Genomic DNA, 17169 nt, shown 5'->3' on the forward strand with positions numbered 1-17169 from the left:
AAAGCCCTCACCTGCAGATTACTCTGCAAGGTGAAGGCTTTGATCCATTTATGCCATATGCTTTATAACAATGTATAGATCTTTCGCAACATTATTTAGGAACAGTTTCCCAGTCCTTCAGGAAGCGCTCAATGCCACTGTCTGTCAGTGGATGTTTCCACAAGGTCGGCAGGAGCGATCCAGGAATCGTCGCAATGTGTGCACCGGAAAGGGCAGCATCTTCAACATGTTTGATATTGCGGATGCTTGCTGCAATGATCTCGGACGGCATATCGTACGTATCCAGGATAAGACGCAGGTCACGAATCAGCTTCATGCCATCCACCGCAATATCATCCAGACGGCCAACGAACGGGCTGATGTAAGTCGCTCCGGCTTTCGCCGCCATCAGGCCTTGCGCTGCTGAGAAGATCAGCGTTACATTGGTTTTAATTCCTTTTTGCGTAAGCTCATGACAAGCATACAGCCCATCTTCGGTCATCGGTAGTTTAATGACTACATTCGGTGCCCATTCAGCAATTTCATAAGCTTCCTTCAACATATCTTCGGCTTTCAGACCGATGACTTCAGCACTGACTGGGCCTTTGACAACGCCACAGATCTCCTGAATCACTTCTTTAAATACTCGGCCTTCTTTGGCAATCAAAGACGGGTTCGTCGTGACTCCATCCACCAGACCAAGACGTTCAATCCGTTTGATTTCCTCAACATTCCCTGTATCCAAGAAAAATTTCATGATATGTTCCCTCCACTTGATGAATTTATAAACACGATGATATTCATTACCCGAACAACCCTATATGTTAACAGTTATATATTAACTTAATTTTTTTCTACAGCGTGGCCGCCAAATTCGTTACGCAGCGCTGCTACCACTTTACCTGTGAATGTATCTGTCTCCAGGGAACGATAACGCATCAGCAAGGACAAAGCGATAACTGGTGTAGCAGTTTGCAGGTCAAATGCTGTTTCCACAGTCCAGCGTCCTTCACCGGAAGAGTGCATTACACCTTTGATTTCATCGAGATTTGCATCTTTGGAGAATGCACGCTCAGTCAGCTCCATCAGCCAAGAACGAATAACGGAACCGTTGTTCCATACGCGAGCCACTTTTTCGAAGTCGAAGTCGAAGTCACTTTTCTCAAGTACGTCAAAACCTTCACCGATGGATGCCATCATACCGTACTCAATACCGTTGTGCACCATTTTGAGGAAGTGACCGCTACCCGCTTTACCTGCATACAGATAACCGTTCTCTACTGCAGTGTCTTTGAATGCCGGCTCAACGATTGCCCAAGCTTCAGGGTCTCCACCGATCATGTAACAAGCACCGTTACGTGCGCCTTCCATACCACCGGAAGTACCTGCATCCATGTAGTGGATACCGGATGGTTTCAATTCCTCGTAACGACGGATCGACTCTTTGTAGTGGGAGTTACCTGCTTCAATAATGATATCGCCTTTGGAGAGCAGCGGGCTTACTTCAGCCAGTACAGCATCAACCACATTGTGAGGAACCATGATCCACAGTACACGTGGAGATTCCAGAGACTCAACCATTTCTTTATAAGAAGAAACGCCTTTTGCTCCGTATTCTTTCATTTCGTTAACCGCTTCAGCGTTCAAGTCAAAAGCAACCACTTCATGCTTGTGGTCAATCAGGTTTCTGCCCAGGTTCAATCCCATTTTGCCCAATCCAATAAGTCCAAGTTTCATGATAAATCCTCCTGTTATGAACAATTATTAATGCATTTTTTCCATACTGTATCCAACATGCTTGCATTCCGCGGTAACCGTTCCGGTTACGGATCGTTCTTCCGATCGCTGTTGTATCCAAATTTCTTAATTCCACTATATATAGTTGAAATTTGGATACAAAGGCGAACGCTTCGCTTCTGCAGAATCGATTCCGTCCCCTGCACTACACCGCTTAAACAAAACCATGTTCAGCAACATCTATATCAAAAATTTTTACGGCCTTCCGGCCATTTGCCGGAAGGACTTATGCAAAATTGGAACGGTATAATCAGTTAGCCTTAAATATGTTTACCACCAACGGTAGCCATCTTCTGCAATCAAACGATCTGCGGAATCAGGTCCTTGCGATCCTGCGCTGTACGTATCCAGCGGTACACTGCCATCTTGGAAGGCTTCCAGAATTGGTTGTACCCACTGCCATGCCAGCTCCACTTCGTTCCAGTGAGCAAAGAAGGTTGAATCTCCACGCATAGCGTCAAAAATCAGGTTTTCGTAAGCTTCCGGAATATTGCGTTTGCCTGAAGCAAATGTCATGTTAATTGGCTCCACTTCACCATGGTTCAATGGGTTCTTCGCATTCAATTGAAGTGAGATGCTTTCCCCAGGACCAATTTCAATCGTCAGCAGGTTAGGCTCGGTCGTAATTTCGGATTCATGACCTGTTTTGAGCGGCGCCTTAAACTCAACTACGATGCGTGTGGATTTCTCAGCCAAGCGTTTACCTGTACGAATGTAGAATGGAACCTCGCTCCAGAATGGATCATCGATCCACAATCTCGCCGCAACATACGTATCGTTCTGGGAACCAGCCGGGATACCAGGCTCGTCCAGATAGCCGACAACGGATTTCCCTTGCAGCTCGCCTGGGCCGTATTGAGCACGTACCACTTCAGAAGCGATGTTTTCTTTGGTCAGTGGTCGAAGAGCTTCAGCAATTTTTTGCTTTTTAAACTGAATTTCTTGCGGTGTGCAGCGTTTTGGCAGATGCAGAGCAATCATCATCAGCAATTGCAGCATATGATTCTGGAACATGTCGCGAACGGCACCACTTTGGTCGTAATACGCAGCACGTTCTTCAACACCAACAGTTTCACTAGCCGTGATTTGTACATTGGCAATGTAACGGTTGGACCACAATGCCTGAATAACCGGGTTGGCATACGTCAGGGTTTCAATATTTTGCACCATCGGTTTGCCAAGGAAATGGTCAATGCGATAAATTTCTTCCTCAGCAAAGGTATTGCTGAGTTTCTCATTCAGTTCACGTGCAGATTGCAGATCGTGTCCGAATGGTTTTTCAATAATCAGCTTCTTCCAGCCTTTGGTGTTACCTAAGCCGCTTTCCTGAATATTCAGTGCGATTGGCTCAAAGAATTCTGGTGCAACCGACATGTAGAACATGCGATTTTCCGGAATGCTCAGTTCCTGTTCACGCTGCTCGACGATTTTCAGCAATTTCGTGTAATCTTCAAGCTTCGTATTGTTCAGTGAACAATAACGGAAAGCCCCAATGAAATCACGTACCTGGGATTCTTCTTCAGGCGTTTGCCGTGAGAATTCATGCAGTGACTTTTCGACATTCGCCTGGAAGTCAGCATCCGACAATTCACGCCGTCCAAGACCGATAACGGAGAAGGATTTCGGCATTTTTTGATCAATGTACAAGTTATATAATGCAGGGTAAATCTTGCGTTTGGCTAAATCGCCTGTTGCCCCGAACAGGACAAATGTCATTGCGTCCATTGGAGTGCCTCCTGTGATCTGTGCAGTATAGTATATGATGGTGCAAAATGTTCAAATCCAAGCATGACAAAAGACGGAATAAGTGGGTGCGTGACCCGCCTTGCCTCCGTTTATATACCATACCCGAATTTAACCATGGAACATTCCTTCTCTCCACAACCTTAAACCAAGGTTATAAATTGTAACCATTTGAATTAACGTTACCCATATTACACCTGTCGTCACAATTCGTCAACAATCATGTCTAACGTGTGAACACCAGTGTTTACAGGGTTTTTGTTTATTGTTAACGCTTTATGTGGTAAGATTATAAACAATTGGTATGTGATATTTTATACATAACGCTTGTAGACATCCAGGTTACAATAAGTATACTAGTGCTATAATAAGCATAACTAATTCAAAGGAGTACAATTATGAGCGATGATGAGAATGCCAAGCAAATATGCGAAAAGGTGGAACAGTCTTATCAGATCATTGGCCGGAAGTGGGTTGCCCTCATTATTCATGCGTTGATGGAAGAGCCCAAACGATTCAGTGAAATTCACGCTTATATCCCTGACTTGAGCAAACGCGTACTGAATGAACGAATGAAAGAACTGGAGGAAGAAGGTCTGGTCGTGCGCCATGTGGTTACAGAGCGACCAGTTCGGACAGAATATATGTTGTCCCGCAAAGGGACGGAGCTGGGAAGGGCATTAAGTGCCGTGGAGCGATGGGCGGACAAATGGCTGTAATACTATTACACTAATTGGTTCAACCCCTCAATAACGTTCCCTTACGATTGCAAATACGTTTCCCTTTTTCGTGAGGAGAGTGGCAGGTAACCGGATTATTTTGGGTTAAATCCCTACAAAAGCACAGTAAATCTTGCAGTAAAAGTTACATTACATGTCATCTCGGTTGTTCCAATATGTAGGATAGGATTGTCCAAGGGAGTGTAGTTAGTCCAATTATCGTCCATTTATATGATAAATTTGATAACATATATGCGTGAGATTGTGGTCTAGCAAAAAAGATGCCGCCTCATTTTTATCTTGAGACATTGGCATCTTTTTGTTATACATTCCTTTAATCATTTTGACTCCAACTGGGTCCCCAGCGTAATGCTCAGATCCTCGAAGTTCTCCACTGCCGTCTTCTTTTCATAAAAGTGCACCGCATGCTGCATTATACCTTCGCGTGTGTAGAACGCATCGCCTGATTCCAGAGGAAAGGTAACTTTCTCCCCCGTACTCGCGGACTTATATATGCCTACAATCAGTTCAAGTGTATTCCGCCCACTCCGTCCATCCACCAAAAGCGGTGATCCGATCTCGATGGCGTTTAGCACATTCTCGACCTGACCGGCGTGACCGACGTGAAGGACATCCGGCAATGCGTCAGCCTTCTGCTGTATCTGCTGTTCCAGCTCCGGATTTGGCTCTGGAAATCCATTACTACGTGCCGTTGAGGCAACCACTTTCCACGGTGCAGATACCCGGGCTTCTTTTCCCTGAAAAATTAACTGCTGCTCCTCTCCGTGATGTACAACGGAACTCGTGATCATGCCGAGTGCCCCTTCACGGAACCGAAGCATGGCCATCGACACATCTTCCACTTCCGCATTATCATGCGACGTATTAGCCATCATGGCCTGCAGCTCCACGGGTGGACCCATCATCCAGAGCATGGCATCAATATGATGTACGGCATGATTAAGCGTACAGCCACCGCCCTCTTTTTCCCAAGTACCGCGCCACCACAGATCATAATAGTTATGACCCCGCCACCAGAATGAATCTACCTGAACATGTACAATCGGGCCCATCAGCTTACTGTCCAGCACGCCCTTAAGCTTCATCATTGGTGTAGTGAACCGATTCTGTGCTACGACCGACAGAAGTTTGCCGCTCTGTTCGGCTGCTTTCAGCATCTGGTCTGCTTCTTCCAGAGAGGAAGCCATCGGTTTTTCCACCAGCACGTTAGCACCGGCAAGTAAAAAGTCACATGCAATGGGAGCATGTGTATACGGCGGAGTACAGACAGAGACCACATCAATATTCTGGCTCAGCAATTCTTTATAATCCGCTACTGCCTGTGCATTCTCCAGTCCATGTTCATTAATTCGTTTCTGTGCTTTCTCAGGGTACATATCAACCACAGCTACAATCTGACATCGATCGGGAAAGGCCAAATAGGCTGAGATATGTGCTCCACTAATTGCTCCAGCTCCAATAATCGCTACCTTTAACATCTGAACATACCTCCCTTGTTCCCTTCACAATACACAATTATTAAGCGCTTTTATGCGTGTATCTTGTGTTAAAATAAAAGGATCTTGTGCTCATGTTGAGGGAGGAATAGGCATTGTCCATGTTAGACAAGGAGCAATTCGATCTGGCTTGCCGACGTACATCCAACACGACTTTTCGTGAAATATTTCATGGCCATGCCCAAATGGAAGTGACCTACATTCATGATGGGTATGGCCAGTTAATTACGGAAGGCCAAGCTTTTCCGCTTAAACCGGGCACACTGATGATTTTCCGTCCTTTTCAGCTGCATCAGGTACAGATTCAGGTTACGGATGAGCATCCTTTTGTCCGTAGTGTACTTATGTATGATCTGGATGTGCTGAAGGAAACCTGGCGGCATTTTACGGCTACTCATCATTTTGTACAGGAGTTTCTGGGACAAGCTTCACCTATTGCCCCTTTCACTCTTCCTTCTTCTTCCATGCTGGTGCAATTCATAGAACAGTTCGCGCAGATTCATTCCAACGGACTTCATGGAGAAAAAGAAGAGGAGTCTGCCCGGCTCTTTTTACTGAACCTGCTCGTACAGATTCAATACATATGGGAAGAAGACAAACATGCCCTCTCCCAATCCGTGCGTCCAACCTTCAACAGTCTCCTTCATCCTCACGCTGAAGCCATCATGAAGTGGATTGAGGAACATTACCATGAACCCTTTCAACTCAAAGATCTCGCTGCAGAACTGCACATGTCTCTTTATCATCTGTCTCATGTATTCAAAAAGGCCACGGGAACGACCATTATCGCCTATACTCAAGCTACCCGTATTCGTCATGCTTGCGTATTACTTGCCCGTAATTCATACAGCGTTCCAGAAATTGGTCATCGTGTAGGCATGTCCACGCCTTCCTACTTCTGCAAAGTATTCCGTTCCGTTACCGGTACAACTCCGCATCAATATCGGCTGAACGTGCAAGGGAGGGCATAAATTCAGAAGCACCCAAAAAAAGCGAAGGAACATGTCCTCCGCCTTTACTCACTCATTTTCAACATTATTTTTTATCCAAATCATACTAGAATGTCAGAATAAGGTTACACGCAGCGTTCAGATTCTTCCCACTATTCTCTACCACTGGATTCCCTGATCTCATGTCCCAGTTTCTCCAGATAGCTATAGAGTTTCTCTCTAATCCAATTCATTATTTTGATCGGTCGATAATCTTTCTATCCCAAAAGAAAAAAAGCTCACCCCTATCTCTCACATAAGTAGGAATAAGCTTAATTTGTTTTTTTTGAATCCTTGTCTATATCGTACTTACTATTTATATATCTCTATAATTTAAACCATCCGCTGTCTCATCGCTTCGAACATCAGAATCGTCGCCGCCATTGCGGCATTCAACGATTCAGCTTGTCCCTGCATCGGGATCGTAATCGCATCATCCACAAGCCTTGCCGTAGACTCAGATATCCCCTTGCCTTCATTGCCGATCACTAGCCAAACGGATTGCGTAAAATCATAGCTATAACATGAATACTCTGCCTGCAAAGAGGTACTTACGAGCTTCACGCCCGCTGCTTTCGCTTCTGTAAGCATAGATTCGAGCTGCCCTTCAACAATGGGCAAATGAAACAATGATCCCATCGTTGAACGAATCGTCTTCGGATTATACACATCGGCAGAGCCTGCACCTAGCACTACACCGGCTGCTCCGGCTGCATCAGCACTGCGGATGATCGTTCCCACATTCCCCGGGTCCTGCACCCCATCCAGCACCACAACAAGCCCTCGCTCTCCAGAGAGCAGACTTTCCAGCGGCTCACGACCTTTACGTACAATGGCAAAAACAGGCTGCGGTGTCATCGTATCCGTACATTTGGCAATCACAGCCGACGATACGCTGATCCATTCTATACGTTGAAGGGGTCCTTCGAGGCCAGCCAGTTCTGTAGGTACTCCTTGCTCACCATCGTAAACGATGCATTCCAGATCAGCCTGTGCACGTAGCGCTTCCTGAACCAGGTGAATGCCTTCAATGATATATTTATGCTGACGGGTACGGTGCTTCTTCTCCAGCAGCTGTGCCCATTCCTTCACACGTGAATTTTGCGGTGATACGATATCCATCTTTCCATCCTTCCCGTCTGCCGTTCAATTTACTCCGGGTGACTCCGAGAGATCACTTCGGATAGGCAAGCTCCATTTTCGTCAAATGGTCTTTATGGCCCACTATGATCAATACATCCCCAGCTTCAATCCGATCTTCCGCATACGGAGAGATATTCATGGAATTTCCGCTGCGAATCGCCATGACGTTACAACCGAAGCGTGCACGAATGTTGAGCTCCAACAGGTTTTTGCCGATCATCTGCTCGGAGGCTCTCATCTCCAATATGCTGTAATCTTCAGATAGCTCAATGTAATCCAGTATGTTCGGAGAGGTCAAATGATGGGCTACACGCAGCCCCATATCCCGCTCAGGGTAAATAACCTTGTCTGCTCCAATCTTTTGCAGCACTTTACCATGCAACTCGTTCTGTGCCTTGACGATCAGAACCGGTACACCCATATCTTTCAAAATCAGGGTCGTCAAAATGCTCGCCTGAATATCTTCACCGATTGCCACAACGACAACGTCGAAATTTCGTATGCCCAGCGCACGCAGCGCTTCTTCATCTGTTGAATCTGCCGATACAGCATGGGTCACCACGTTGGACATTTCCTGGGTCCGCTGCTCGTCCGCATCAATTGCCAGTACGTCGAATCCCATACCACTCAGCGCATTGGCCACACTTGATCCGAACCGCCCCATGCCAATTACGGCATACTGTTTCTTAGCCATTAGGGTCTTAACCTCCCGCTGCACTTCAGCTCTTGCGCATCCTTTCAGATGTCAATGCTTACTTAAATATCCTTCGTAGTATACCACAAAGCCGGATAAACTTGAATGCGCTCACGCTTCCCAGGGAACAGTATAGGAGCAGCCGAATATACGAGGAGGGAATTGCGATGCCAATTACATTAAGCCTGCGTGAAGCGATTGTTCATAAAGTTCATGACAAGAGTGATGATCAGCTCCGGGAGATGATTGAAGGCTCTGTCGATGGACCGGAAGCCGCATTGCCCGGACTTGGTGCCATTTTCGAAATGATCTGGAAGAACACTGATTCTGCGAAGCAGGATGAGTTGATTCAAGTCGCGCAGGAGCATCTGCACACCATCCCCGTTCAACCGCTTCGCTAATCGAGGTATTGAAAGGGATCGGTAACCGTCATCACGTTTGTTCTGCCTGCAAAAGAAAGCTTTCCCTTATCCGGCTGGATCATACCTGCCATCAAAGTAAGGTGCAAAGCAACAGATCCCCCCGCCAGAAGGCGGAGGGATCTTTACCGTTGCTGTATTACTATTAATGCCATTATTATAATGGCTTTATTTTAAGCTAAACTTATGGAGCTGTCTCAAGGAATTGGGCAGTCGGGTTTTTGTCCATTGCTGTTCTCATCGCATACTCATTCTCGAACAGGACAACGTAATTCCCCTTTTTATCCTTCACCAGGGTTGAGTTAATCCGGAATTTGCTCGGATCCAGATTCTCATCCACGATCCAGCGAGCAAACTGATAAGGCATGCGCTGCAGCTGTACATCTACCCCATACTCGCCTTTCATCCGGTATTCGAATACCTCAAACTGGAGCTGACCTACAACACCAAGCAGTGTTTCATCGAAACTCACGGTGTTAAATACCTGGATCGTTCCTTCTTCCGTTAACTGGTCAATACCCTTTTGGTACTGTTTATGTTTCAATGCATTTTTGACCGTTACTTTGGCAAAAATCTCTGGCGAGAAGGTTGGCATTTCATCAAATACAACCTCACTTCCCTGACTAAGCGAATCGCCAATCCGGAAAATACCCGGGTCAAATAATCCGATGATATCGCCAGCATATGCCTCTTCTACGATATCCCGGTCCTGAGCCAGGAATTGCTGTGGTTGGGACAGCTTAATCTCTTTCCCCACACGGTTATGCTTAACGCTCATCCCCCGTTGGAATTTACCAGACACGATCCGCAGGAACGCGATACGGTCGCGGTGTGCCGGGTTCATGTTTGCCTGGATTTTGAATACATATCCGCTGAATTTCTCATTCGTCGGCTCGATCTCACCCGCGGTACTGTGACGTGGCTCCGGCTTAGGAGCGAGCTGCAGGAAGTTCTCCAGGAATGTCTGCACACCGAAGTTGTTGATGGCACTGCCGAAGAATACCGGAGTCAGCTCACCACGCTGTACCTTCTCCATGTCGAATGGATCTCCCGCTACATCCAGAAGCTCCAGATCCTGACACAGCTGATCATGAAGATATTCTCCCGCCATCTCACGGATAATCGGATCTTCGTAGCCGTCTACTTTTTGCACTTTAATCGTAGAGTGGTCGTCCCCTTGGAACAATTCCACCTGGTTTTTCATCCGGTCATACACGCCGCACAGATCGCGTCCTGTACCAATCGGCCAGTTCATCGGTACGGAGCGAATACCCAGTACGTTTTCGAGCTCTTCCATCAGATCAAACGGGCTTTGCCCTTCACGGTCCAGCTTGTTGATGAATGTGAAGATCGGAATGCCGCGCTTCGCACAAACCTGGAACAGCTTGATGGTTTGTGCCTCGACCCCTTTGGCCACGTCAATCAGCATGACTGCACTATCTGCAGCTGTTAGTGTACGATAGGTATCTTCACTGAAGTCCTGGTGACCCGGAGTATCCAGAATGTTTACACGATGACCCAGATAATCGAACTGCATTACGGAAGATGTAACCGAGATCCCCCGCTGTTTCTCGATTTCCATCCAGTCACTTGTAGCGTGCTTGCTTGCTTTCCGCGCTTTGACCGTACCGGCGAGACGAATCGCGCCCCCGAACAGCAACAGCTTCTCGGTCAATGTGGTTTTACCCGCATCTGGGTGAGAGATAATGGCAAACGTCCGGCGTTTGTCCACTTCCTGTTGAAGAATGTTATCTGCTTTGCTCATAGGTTCTATCCCTTTCATCCGTTCATTCAACGTTAATTACCGGCCTGGCCGGTCTAATCTCAATCTTTTATGCAATCCGGCGATACCGGTTGATTGTTTCTTCGATTTTTGCACATTAGGTTTAATTTTACACATTTACAACGGAGTTCATCCTCCCTATTCCTGTGTTGCTTTAACAAACCGTTAACCTGCTTCTTACCCAACTCTCCTATTGTACCATAATCTTTACCGAAAATAACCGATTACCTGCAAAGGATTCTTCACTTTTCCAATCACAAAAAAAGAGCACCTTTCAGCCAATAGAATGGCATCCAGGTACTCCTAATTCACGTTCCTAGCTTACTTAGAAAATCAATGCATCAAGTGCGTACTGTCCTCCACCGATCAGAGCCAACGCCACACCGATCACCAGGATCGCGAGATTATACTCAAAACCGTTTTGTGTAGACCAGTATCCATTTGCACCATGAACTTTTACAATCGCGATCAACATGGTCAGTGCAATCAGAATGCCACCTACTGGAGTCAGCAGACCCAGAGCCAGCAGCAAGCCGCCACCGAATTCCGCCAAACCTGCCAGCAGTGCAACAAGTGCGCCCGGCTTCATCCCCATGGACTCAAACCATCCGCCTGTACCCTTGATCCCATAACCCCCGAACCAACCAAACAACTTCTGTGCACCATGAGCCATAAACGACAAACCGATCACCAATCGAATCAACAAAAGTCCTACATCCAACATGTCCTTTTCCTCCATTCAAATAGTTACAAAATAGTATTCTTAGATTAAAGATATTATGCTAAAATGTTCCTTCATGAATGTGTTCGTAACCCCTTCACCTGGTTCAAATTTCATCTCATGAATAATCTATCGGTTCGAAGAACTCCTTAGAACTCTTTCGTCCGTTTTTCTTTTTGCGTAATTTCTTTAACTCTTGAGTTGAGTATAAGTTATTCACTTACTTTTTGTCAACAACTTATTTTTATTTATTTATTTATTTCCTTATTATTCTTTCTCTCTCCTACGCAAAAAAAGCCCGGAAGAACGCGCACTCACGTCCCATCCAAGGCTTCTTCACACATGATTTATCGGATTAGTTGTTCACTTGCCAAATAACACTGTCTTCGTCCTGCCCGTTCACCGGCCACCAGTGGAAACCATCCTGCTCCAGCAGCTTCCCTGTCGCTTCCGGTCCCCATGTGCCTGCAGGATACGTATGCAGTTCTCCATGATTCCCCGCCCATGCGGAAGCAATACGGTCGACAAAAGACCATGCGGTCGCCACTTCATCCCAGCGGGTGAAGTACGTGGAATCCCCTTCTGCTGCATCATGCAGCAGACGCTCGTATGCTTCTGGCGAGTTGATTCCGATCATGCAGCTCTGACAGAAGTCCATTGCGAGCGGCTGAATTTCGGAATCCGAGCCCGGTTTCTTGGCATTGATTTTAATATAAATGCCTTCCATTGGATTCACCCGAATGACGAGCAGATTCGGTTCCAGTTTATATTTTTTTCCCAGATATACATTGTTCGGCATGGACTTGAATTCAACCACAATCTCGGTCGTTTTCACCGGCAGACGTTTGCCTGTCCGAATGTAAAAGGGTACGCCCGCCCATCGGAAGTTATCCACGAATACACGGGCAGCAAAATAAGTCTCGGTATTCGACTCTGGATCAACCTTGTCCTCCTGACGATATCCCGGAAGCTGTTTGCCACGGTACTCCCCTTCTGTATACTGTCCACGGACAACGTTATGGCTCACTTCTTCATCGGATGTGAATGGTCGCAAGGAACGCAGCACCTTAACCTTCTCGTCCCGGATATCTTCAGGAAATAAACGGCTTGGCGGCTCCATGGCAATCATCGTCAGCATCTGAAGCATATGATTCTGCCCCATATCCCGCAGCGCACCGGAATGATCGTAGTAACCCCCACGTTCCTCCACACCAACGGTCTCACCAAGTGTGATTTGAACATTCGCAATATGTTTGTTATTCCAGAGCGGCTCAAAAAATGCATTACCAAAGCGGATCACTTCAATATTTTGCACCATTTCCTTGCCCAGATAATGGTCAATCCGATAGATTTCCTCTTCACGGAACACCTCACGGATCTGCTCATTCAACTGCTCGGCAGACTGCAGATCATACCCGAACGGCTTCTCAATGACAAGCCGGTTCCAGCCTCGGCTCTCCAGCATTCCGCCATCACGTAAGCTATAAGAGACACTGCCGAACAGCTCTGGAGCCAGTGCCAGATAAAACAGCCGGTTGCCTGGCGTGTTAAACTTTGCTTCCAGGCCTTCTGTTTGATCCCGTAACTCTCTGAAGCCATCCACGTTATTAATATCAAGAGATTTATACTCAAAATGTTCGACAAACGCATTCCACTCATCAGGTTCACCTGCCGGATAACGGCAGAACTCCTTAATGGATTCATGAATGTCTTCCCGGAATTGTTCTGGTGTCCTCGGACGTCTGGCTACACCAATAACCGCAAAGTCTTCGGCTAGCTTGCCTTCGCGGTAAAGACTATAGATTGCCGGAAACAGCTTCCGGCGGGCCAAATCACCCGTTGCTCCAAAAATGAAAAATACTGCGCCTGGCGTCTGCACTTCATCTCGCATTTGTTTTTCGACCATGGGCTCCTCTTCCTTCCGGGAAGACTCTTTTCTCTGCTCTTCCCGAGCTATGTAATGGTGTTATATATGCACAACATACAACCGACAATTACCAGTAGCTTCCTCTTGGATGTGATGCCATTTTAGCATATTGCCTGAAGGGTTGCACTAATTTTCCTGATAAAGGAGCCCCATATTCCTTCAAACATTTCCCTAAAAATTGATCTATAAATATCCATGATCAAGCCTATAAATTCACCTAATATCATTTCAATACTCTATAGTGATTACCGGAAAACCTAACGTAACACGATTGCTTTCCTTATCATGGTCCTGATGTACAGCAATCTGCATGTTCAGAACATCCGAGCCACTCTGGATGGCAGTCGGGAGTTCAGGGACACGGTAGGACACGCTTGCAGTGTTGTCATCCGTATAACGCTCAGCTGCATGCATACTCAGTTGGCCAGACAGCTTAGCCTCTGTCTCTTCTAGTTGATTGCTAACCGATACATCGGTTGTTCCTCTGCCCTGAACTGAAAGGTTCCATGCCGCTTCCACCTCAGAATTTGCAAGCAGCTGATCTACCTGTTCATGCAAAGAAACGAGTTCGCTTAATCCAGTGGAATGATTCCCCGCCAACTGTACAATAACATAGTATCCGTTCTCTCCAGTCACGACGGCATTTACCAATATGCCTGCACGACTTCCTTCAGCCTGAATCTCACTGCGATACACATCATGACCCGTCTGGCTTCCCAAAACTGGTCGCGGCAGTCCCAATTGTTCCGACAAACGTGCTGCTTGTTCCTCTGCACTCCCTGTCCCTTGTCCCTGCCATTTGATAATCATGCGTTCCACCTGATCCATCGCTGCGTTCGAAGTATGTATCAACTGTTCCAGCTTCTCGCCTTCTGACTCGTTTCTCTCTGCATACGCCGTCGTCATACCTATAACAATAATAAGTGCCAAAGCCACTATACCTGCAGACATCCAACGATTTAACATGGTTATCCTCCGCTCTCTCTTTCATTCTATGAATCTATCAACAGCATGCCCCCTTTCCCCATTTGCTAAACTCCTTTGGACATCACAAAAAAAGGCCCGTTCCACCATGTGCATGGTAGAGCAGACCTTTCCACTTGACTATCTATGCTATTCAAATTCGTTAAGTACGTTTTCTTGCTCAATGAAGTTTGCTAAATAAAGTCGTTCACATTACACTTCTTCCTACTCTGCTAGACCATTTTTATAGGCATAGATGGCTGCCTGTGTCCGGTCATCCACACCAAGTTTGGCCAGGATATTCGTTACATGGAACTTGACTGTTTTGATACCGATGATCAGATCATCAGCTATATCCTGATTGGACTTGCCCTTCGCGAGTAAACGAAGCACATCCATCTCCCGGTCAGTAAGCTCATCATGGGCCGGGGCTGCTGCCTGTGGCTGCCGGAATCGATTCATCATTTTGGAGGCCACCTGTGATTCCAGAACCGATTGTCCACGTGCCGCAGCACGAATCGCATCTGCCACTTCATTGGCTCTTGATGTCTTTAATAGATAGCTGAAGGCCCCTGCCTCAATAACAGGATACATTTTTTCATCATCCAGGTAACTGGTTAGCACGATGACTTTGCATTCCGGATACATTTTGAGCAACTGCCGTGTAGCCTCGATCCCGTCCATGCCTTCCATGACTAGATCCATCAGAACAACGTCCGGCTTATATTCCTGTGCCAGTCGAATACCTTCCTCGCCACTTCCCGCTTCACCCACAACCTCGATCCCGTCCTCTGTATCGAGCACGGCCGCGAGGCCGATCCGTACCATTTCATGGTCATCCACGAGCAACACTTTGATCGACGTTTCCGTCTCCGTTTCTACTTCCGGTTCCATTGACATGTTCTTCCTCACTTTCATCGCTCATCAAAGGTATCGTTATCTCAATTCGTGTTCCCTTACCTGGTGCCGTTACAAATTGAATGGCTCCCCCGATCTCCGTAACGCGTTCCCGCATGTTGGCCAGACCATAGGAAGCCTGCTTCTGGTCATCCAGATCGAAGCCCTGACCATCATCACGAATAAGCACACGAATTGCATCGGTCCGGCGCTGCAGCCGAATCTCCATTTTTTCTGCCTTGGCATGGCGCAGTGTATTGGACATCGCTTCCTGAATAATTCGGAACAGATGATTCTCAATGCCTTTGACCAAATGGATATCTTCATCCATCTCAAGCACAATGTCCATGGGTACTTTGGTTTTTAATTCCATGACAAGATCTTTCAGGCCCTGTTCTAAATGTTTGCCTTCCAGATAAACCGGTCGCAAATGCAGAAGCAACGCGCGCATCTCCGATTGGGCTACCGAAGCCATCTCCTCAATCAACGCCACCTGCCGCTGGGCACGTGCAAAGTCCTTCTCCATCTTTCGTCCAACCGCTGTGGCAGTCATCGAAATGGCAAACAACTGCTGAGAAACGGCATCATGCAGCTCTCGTGCCAATCGCTGCCGCTCTTCCACAATTGCCGTTATTCTGGCTTGCTCTGCGAGCTGTGCATTGTTGGTCGATAGTCGTTGCAGTGAGGTAACCTGATCTTCCCACTTCTTGCCGATCCGCCCGAGCTGTTCGCTTAAACGGCCTACATCGTCGATCCCCAGATCGGGTACGGTGCGCGATAGAGATCCTTTTTCCCATTGTAAAAGGGTTTCCCGCAGCAATTCAAGCCTGCGTTTGACCCGGTAACTCTGATAGAAGCCAAAAGACGCTCCGATGCCTATCAGCAATAAAACCAGCGCTAAGCCAGACTGAATCAGATGCCTCCATCCAGCAAACGGAGCAAGATAACCATATGTATACAGCACATATAAGATCACAGCGAGAACAATGAAAACAAGGAGGATCCCTTCACCCATACTTCGGGTTACCATGTCGGTATGTCGTTTTGTCTTCAACCGGGTCTCCTCCTTTTCTTCACTTATTGATTTATTACGGATTACGAATGCTTAGGTCGCCAACAATATAAGAAATAACAAATTTTGCTTTATGTTCACTGGTTTCGTAACCAGGTGTTCTCCATATCAACTTGTTCATCATGCCACTGTCTTTTTCCCCATTCAGACTAATACGTCCAAACATGACCGAAGCCTCAATCTCTACTCCGTAATCCTCAGGCAGTGTCAAACGAACATTTCCCATAACTCCTTGCAGCAATACAATGGTCTGTTTTTCTTCCGGAATGGAGAGAGACAGATCTGCATTGACTTCACCAATAGCGTGCCATAAGCTCATGCTTCGTAACGTCCAAGGCACCTGGTCCCAATAATAACGAGCCAAAAAATTCTGTTTGCGCATGACATCGCCATGCAGATGCATCTTTTTGTTTTTGGAATAAAAATAGGCCAGTGAAGCCAGTACAATTAAAAATACAATCATCAGGTTCCCAAGCAGCAGAAGACATCCACCAATCGCCAAGTAGCGGTGACCCTTGTGCGTATCTCCTTTACGAACCTGAACCATTCCAATCGTTAACAGGATCAGTGCGGCAGCTGTCAGCAGATTAATATGCTGATTCAATAGCATGATTATACCGATAATAATGATCGCAAATGCAAGCCATTGTTCTTTTTTGTTCATCTCTGCCGCACCTCCTCTGCAAGTTGATTTTCCCTATTCGTTGGAAAAGCCATACCAGGCGATAATGACCTGTATGGCTTAACCTTTGTTCTACAAACCGTTCTTTATTCACGATTTATAGAATATCATATTGTCTGCTGAG

The 17169-nt window shown here is 46.6% G+C and carries 16 protein-coding genes; 3 read left to right on the top strand and 13 right to left on the bottom strand.

Annotation, left to right across the window (positions count from 1 at the left end):
* Positions 1-91: 91 nt before the first annotated feature.
* From fsa to zwf (F4V51_RS24180), 3 genes are all read right to left on the bottom strand, one after another.
* Positions 92-736, bottom strand: a complete 645-nt coding sequence (gene fsa / locus F4V51_RS24170) for a fructose-6-phosphate aldolase (RefSeq protein ID WP_095361223.1) — start codon at positions 734-736, stop codon at positions 92-94.
* A gap of 86 nt (positions 737-822) precedes the next feature.
* Positions 823-1716 carry a phosphogluconate dehydrogenase (NAD(+)-dependent, decarboxylating) gene (gene gnd, locus F4V51_RS24175; RefSeq protein WP_153979915.1) on the bottom strand — a complete coding sequence of 298 codons (894 nt, stop codon included), beginning with the start codon at positions 1714-1716 and terminating at the stop codon, positions 823-825.
* Positions 1717-2046: 330 nt separating this feature from the next.
* The gene (gene zwf, locus F4V51_RS24180; protein WP_153979916.1) at positions 2047-3501 is read right to left on the bottom strand and encodes a glucose-6-phosphate dehydrogenase; all 1455 of its coding nucleotides are present in this window, start codon (positions 3499-3501) and stop codon (positions 2047-2049) included.
* A gap of 416 nt (positions 3502-3917) precedes the next feature.
* Between zwf (F4V51_RS24180) and F4V51_RS24185 the strand changes: the two genes are divergently transcribed.
* The gene (locus F4V51_RS24185) at positions 3918-4238 is read left to right on the top strand and encodes a winged helix-turn-helix transcriptional regulator (protein WP_095292196.1); all 321 of its coding nucleotides are present in this window, start codon (positions 3918-3920) and stop codon (positions 4236-4238) included.
* A 338-nt stretch (positions 4239-4576) separates the two neighbouring features.
* Here F4V51_RS24185 and F4V51_RS24190 read toward each other — a convergent pair whose 3' ends face one another.
* Positions 4577-5737, bottom strand: a complete 1161-nt coding sequence (locus F4V51_RS24190) for a Gfo/Idh/MocA family protein (RefSeq protein WP_153979917.1) — start codon at positions 5735-5737, stop codon at positions 4577-4579.
* Positions 5738-5856: 119 nt separating this feature from the next.
* Here F4V51_RS24190 and F4V51_RS24195 point away from each other — a divergent pair, with 119 nt between their 5' ends.
* Complete coding sequence (locus F4V51_RS24195; RefSeq protein WP_236146843.1) at positions 5857-6726, top strand: AraC family transcriptional regulator; 870 nt, start codon at positions 5857-5859, stop codon at positions 6724-6726.
* 351 nt (positions 6727-7077) lie between these two features.
* Here the strand turns inward: F4V51_RS24195 and F4V51_RS24200 are convergent, their stop codons facing one another.
* Positions 7078-7866, bottom strand: coding sequence for a TrmH family RNA methyltransferase (locus F4V51_RS24200; RefSeq protein WP_153979919.1), 789 nt, complete (start codon positions 7864-7866; stop codon positions 7078-7080).
* Positions 7867-7918: 52 nt separating this feature from the next.
* Entirely contained in the window at positions 7919-8581 is a 663-nt protein-coding gene (locus F4V51_RS24205) for a potassium channel family protein (protein ID WP_127538885.1), read from the bottom strand.
* Between the two features lie 167 nt (positions 8582-8748).
* Here F4V51_RS24205 and sspI point away from each other — a divergent pair, with 167 nt between their 5' ends.
* Positions 8749-8982: a small acid-soluble spore protein SspI gene (gene sspI / locus F4V51_RS24210; protein WP_095292206.1), complete on the top strand. Its 234-nt coding sequence runs from the start codon at positions 8749-8751 to the stop codon at positions 8980-8982.
* A 202-nt stretch (positions 8983-9184) separates the two neighbouring features.
* Here sspI and F4V51_RS24215 read toward each other — a convergent pair whose 3' ends face one another.
* The 7 genes from F4V51_RS24215 to liaF all read right to left on the bottom strand — a co-directional run bounded on the left by F4V51_RS24215 (position 9185) and on the right by liaF (position 17027).
* Positions 9185-10765: a peptide chain release factor 3 gene (locus tag F4V51_RS24215; RefSeq protein ID WP_153979920.1), complete on the bottom strand. Its 1581-nt coding sequence runs from the start codon at positions 10763-10765 to the stop codon at positions 9185-9187.
* A 343-nt stretch (positions 10766-11108) separates the two neighbouring features.
* The gene (locus F4V51_RS24220; RefSeq protein WP_153979921.1) at positions 11109-11507 is read right to left on the bottom strand and encodes a DoxX family protein; all 399 of its coding nucleotides are present in this window, start codon (positions 11505-11507) and stop codon (positions 11109-11111) included.
* A 352-nt stretch (positions 11508-11859) separates the two neighbouring features.
* A complete protein-coding gene (zwf, locus tag F4V51_RS24225; protein ID WP_153979922.1) occupies positions 11860-13410 on the bottom strand; it encodes a glucose-6-phosphate dehydrogenase in 1551 nt (516 codons plus the stop codon).
* A gap of 249 nt (positions 13411-13659) precedes the next feature.
* Positions 13660-14397 carry a YwmB family TATA-box binding protein gene (locus tag F4V51_RS24230; protein ID WP_153979923.1) on the bottom strand — a complete coding sequence of 246 codons (738 nt, stop codon included), beginning with the start codon at positions 14395-14397 and terminating at the stop codon, positions 13660-13662.
* Between the two features lie 222 nt (positions 14398-14619).
* A complete protein-coding gene (locus F4V51_RS24235) occupies positions 14620-15288 on the bottom strand; it encodes a response regulator transcription factor (RefSeq protein WP_153979924.1) in 669 nt (222 codons plus the stop codon).
* The gene (locus F4V51_RS24240; RefSeq protein WP_153979925.1) at positions 15230-16345 is read right to left on the bottom strand and encodes a sensor histidine kinase; all 1116 of its coding nucleotides are present in this window, start codon (positions 16343-16345) and stop codon (positions 15230-15232) included. Before F4V51_RS24240 ends, F4V51_RS24235 begins: the two co-directional genes overlap by 59 nt.
* Positions 16346-16379: 34 nt before the next feature.
* Positions 16380-17027, bottom strand: coding sequence for a cell wall-active antibiotics response protein LiaF (gene liaF / locus F4V51_RS24245; protein ID WP_127538880.1), 648 nt, complete (start codon positions 17025-17027; stop codon positions 16380-16382).
* Between the last annotated feature and the right edge of the window lie 142 nt (positions 17028-17169).

This window comes from Paenibacillus xylanilyticus (assembly GCF_009664365.1).
In the GTDB taxonomy this organism is placed as follows: Bacteria; Bacillota; Bacilli; order Paenibacillales; family Paenibacillaceae; genus Paenibacillus; species Paenibacillus xylanilyticus_A.

What these genes read in the sequence shown, in the direction of transcription:
- F4V51_RS24195 (WP_236146843.1), top strand. Translation starts at nt 5,857, where the DNA reads ATGTTAGACAAGGAGCAATTCGATCTGGCTTGCCGACGTACATCCAAC.
- fsa (WP_095361223.1), bottom strand. Translation starts at nt 736, where the DNA reads ATGAAATTTTTCTTGGATACAGGGAATGTTGAGGAAATCAAACGGATT.
- zwf (WP_153979916.1), bottom strand. Translation starts at nt 3,501, where the DNA reads ATGGACGCAATGACATTTGTCCTGTTCGGGGCAACAGGCGATTTAGCC.
- zwf (WP_153979922.1), bottom strand. Translation starts at nt 13,410, where the DNA reads ATGGTCGAAAAACAAATGCGAGATGAAGTGCAGACGCCAGGCGCAGTA.
- F4V51_RS24200 (WP_153979919.1), bottom strand. Translation starts at nt 7,866, where the DNA reads ATGGATATCGTATCACCGCAAAATTCACGTGTGAAGGAATGGGCACAG.
- gnd (WP_153979915.1), bottom strand. Translation starts at nt 1,716, where the DNA reads ATGAAACTTGGACTTATTGGATTGGGCAAAATGGGATTGAACCTGGGC.
- F4V51_RS24205 (WP_127538885.1), bottom strand. Translation starts at nt 8,581, where the DNA reads ATGGCTAAGAAACAGTATGCCGTAATTGGCATGGGGCGGTTCGGATCA.
- liaF (WP_127538880.1), bottom strand. Translation starts at nt 17,027, where the DNA reads ATGAACAAAAAAGAACAATGGCTTGCATTTGCGATCATTATTATCGGT.
- F4V51_RS24190 (WP_153979917.1), bottom strand. Translation starts at nt 5,737, where the DNA reads ATGTTAAAGGTAGCGATTATTGGAGCTGGAGCAATTAGTGGAGCACAT.
- F4V51_RS24215 (WP_153979920.1), bottom strand. Translation starts at nt 10,765, where the DNA reads ATGAGCAAAGCAGATAACATTCTTCAACAGGAAGTGGACAAACGCCGG.
- F4V51_RS24185 (WP_095292196.1), top strand. Translation starts at nt 3,918, where the DNA reads ATGAGCGATGATGAGAATGCCAAGCAAATATGCGAAAAGGTGGAACAG.
- F4V51_RS24235 (WP_153979924.1), bottom strand. Translation starts at nt 15,288, where the DNA reads ATGGAACCGGAAGTAGAAACGGAGACGGAAACGTCGATCAAAGTGTTG.
- F4V51_RS24230 (WP_153979923.1), bottom strand. Translation starts at nt 14,397, where the DNA reads ATGTTAAATCGTTGGATGTCTGCAGGTATAGTGGCTTTGGCACTTATT.
- F4V51_RS24220 (WP_153979921.1), bottom strand. Translation starts at nt 11,507, where the DNA reads ATGTTGGATGTAGGACTTTTGTTGATTCGATTGGTGATCGGTTTGTCG.
- sspI (WP_095292206.1), top strand. Translation starts at nt 8,749, where the DNA reads ATGCCAATTACATTAAGCCTGCGTGAAGCGATTGTTCATAAAGTTCAT.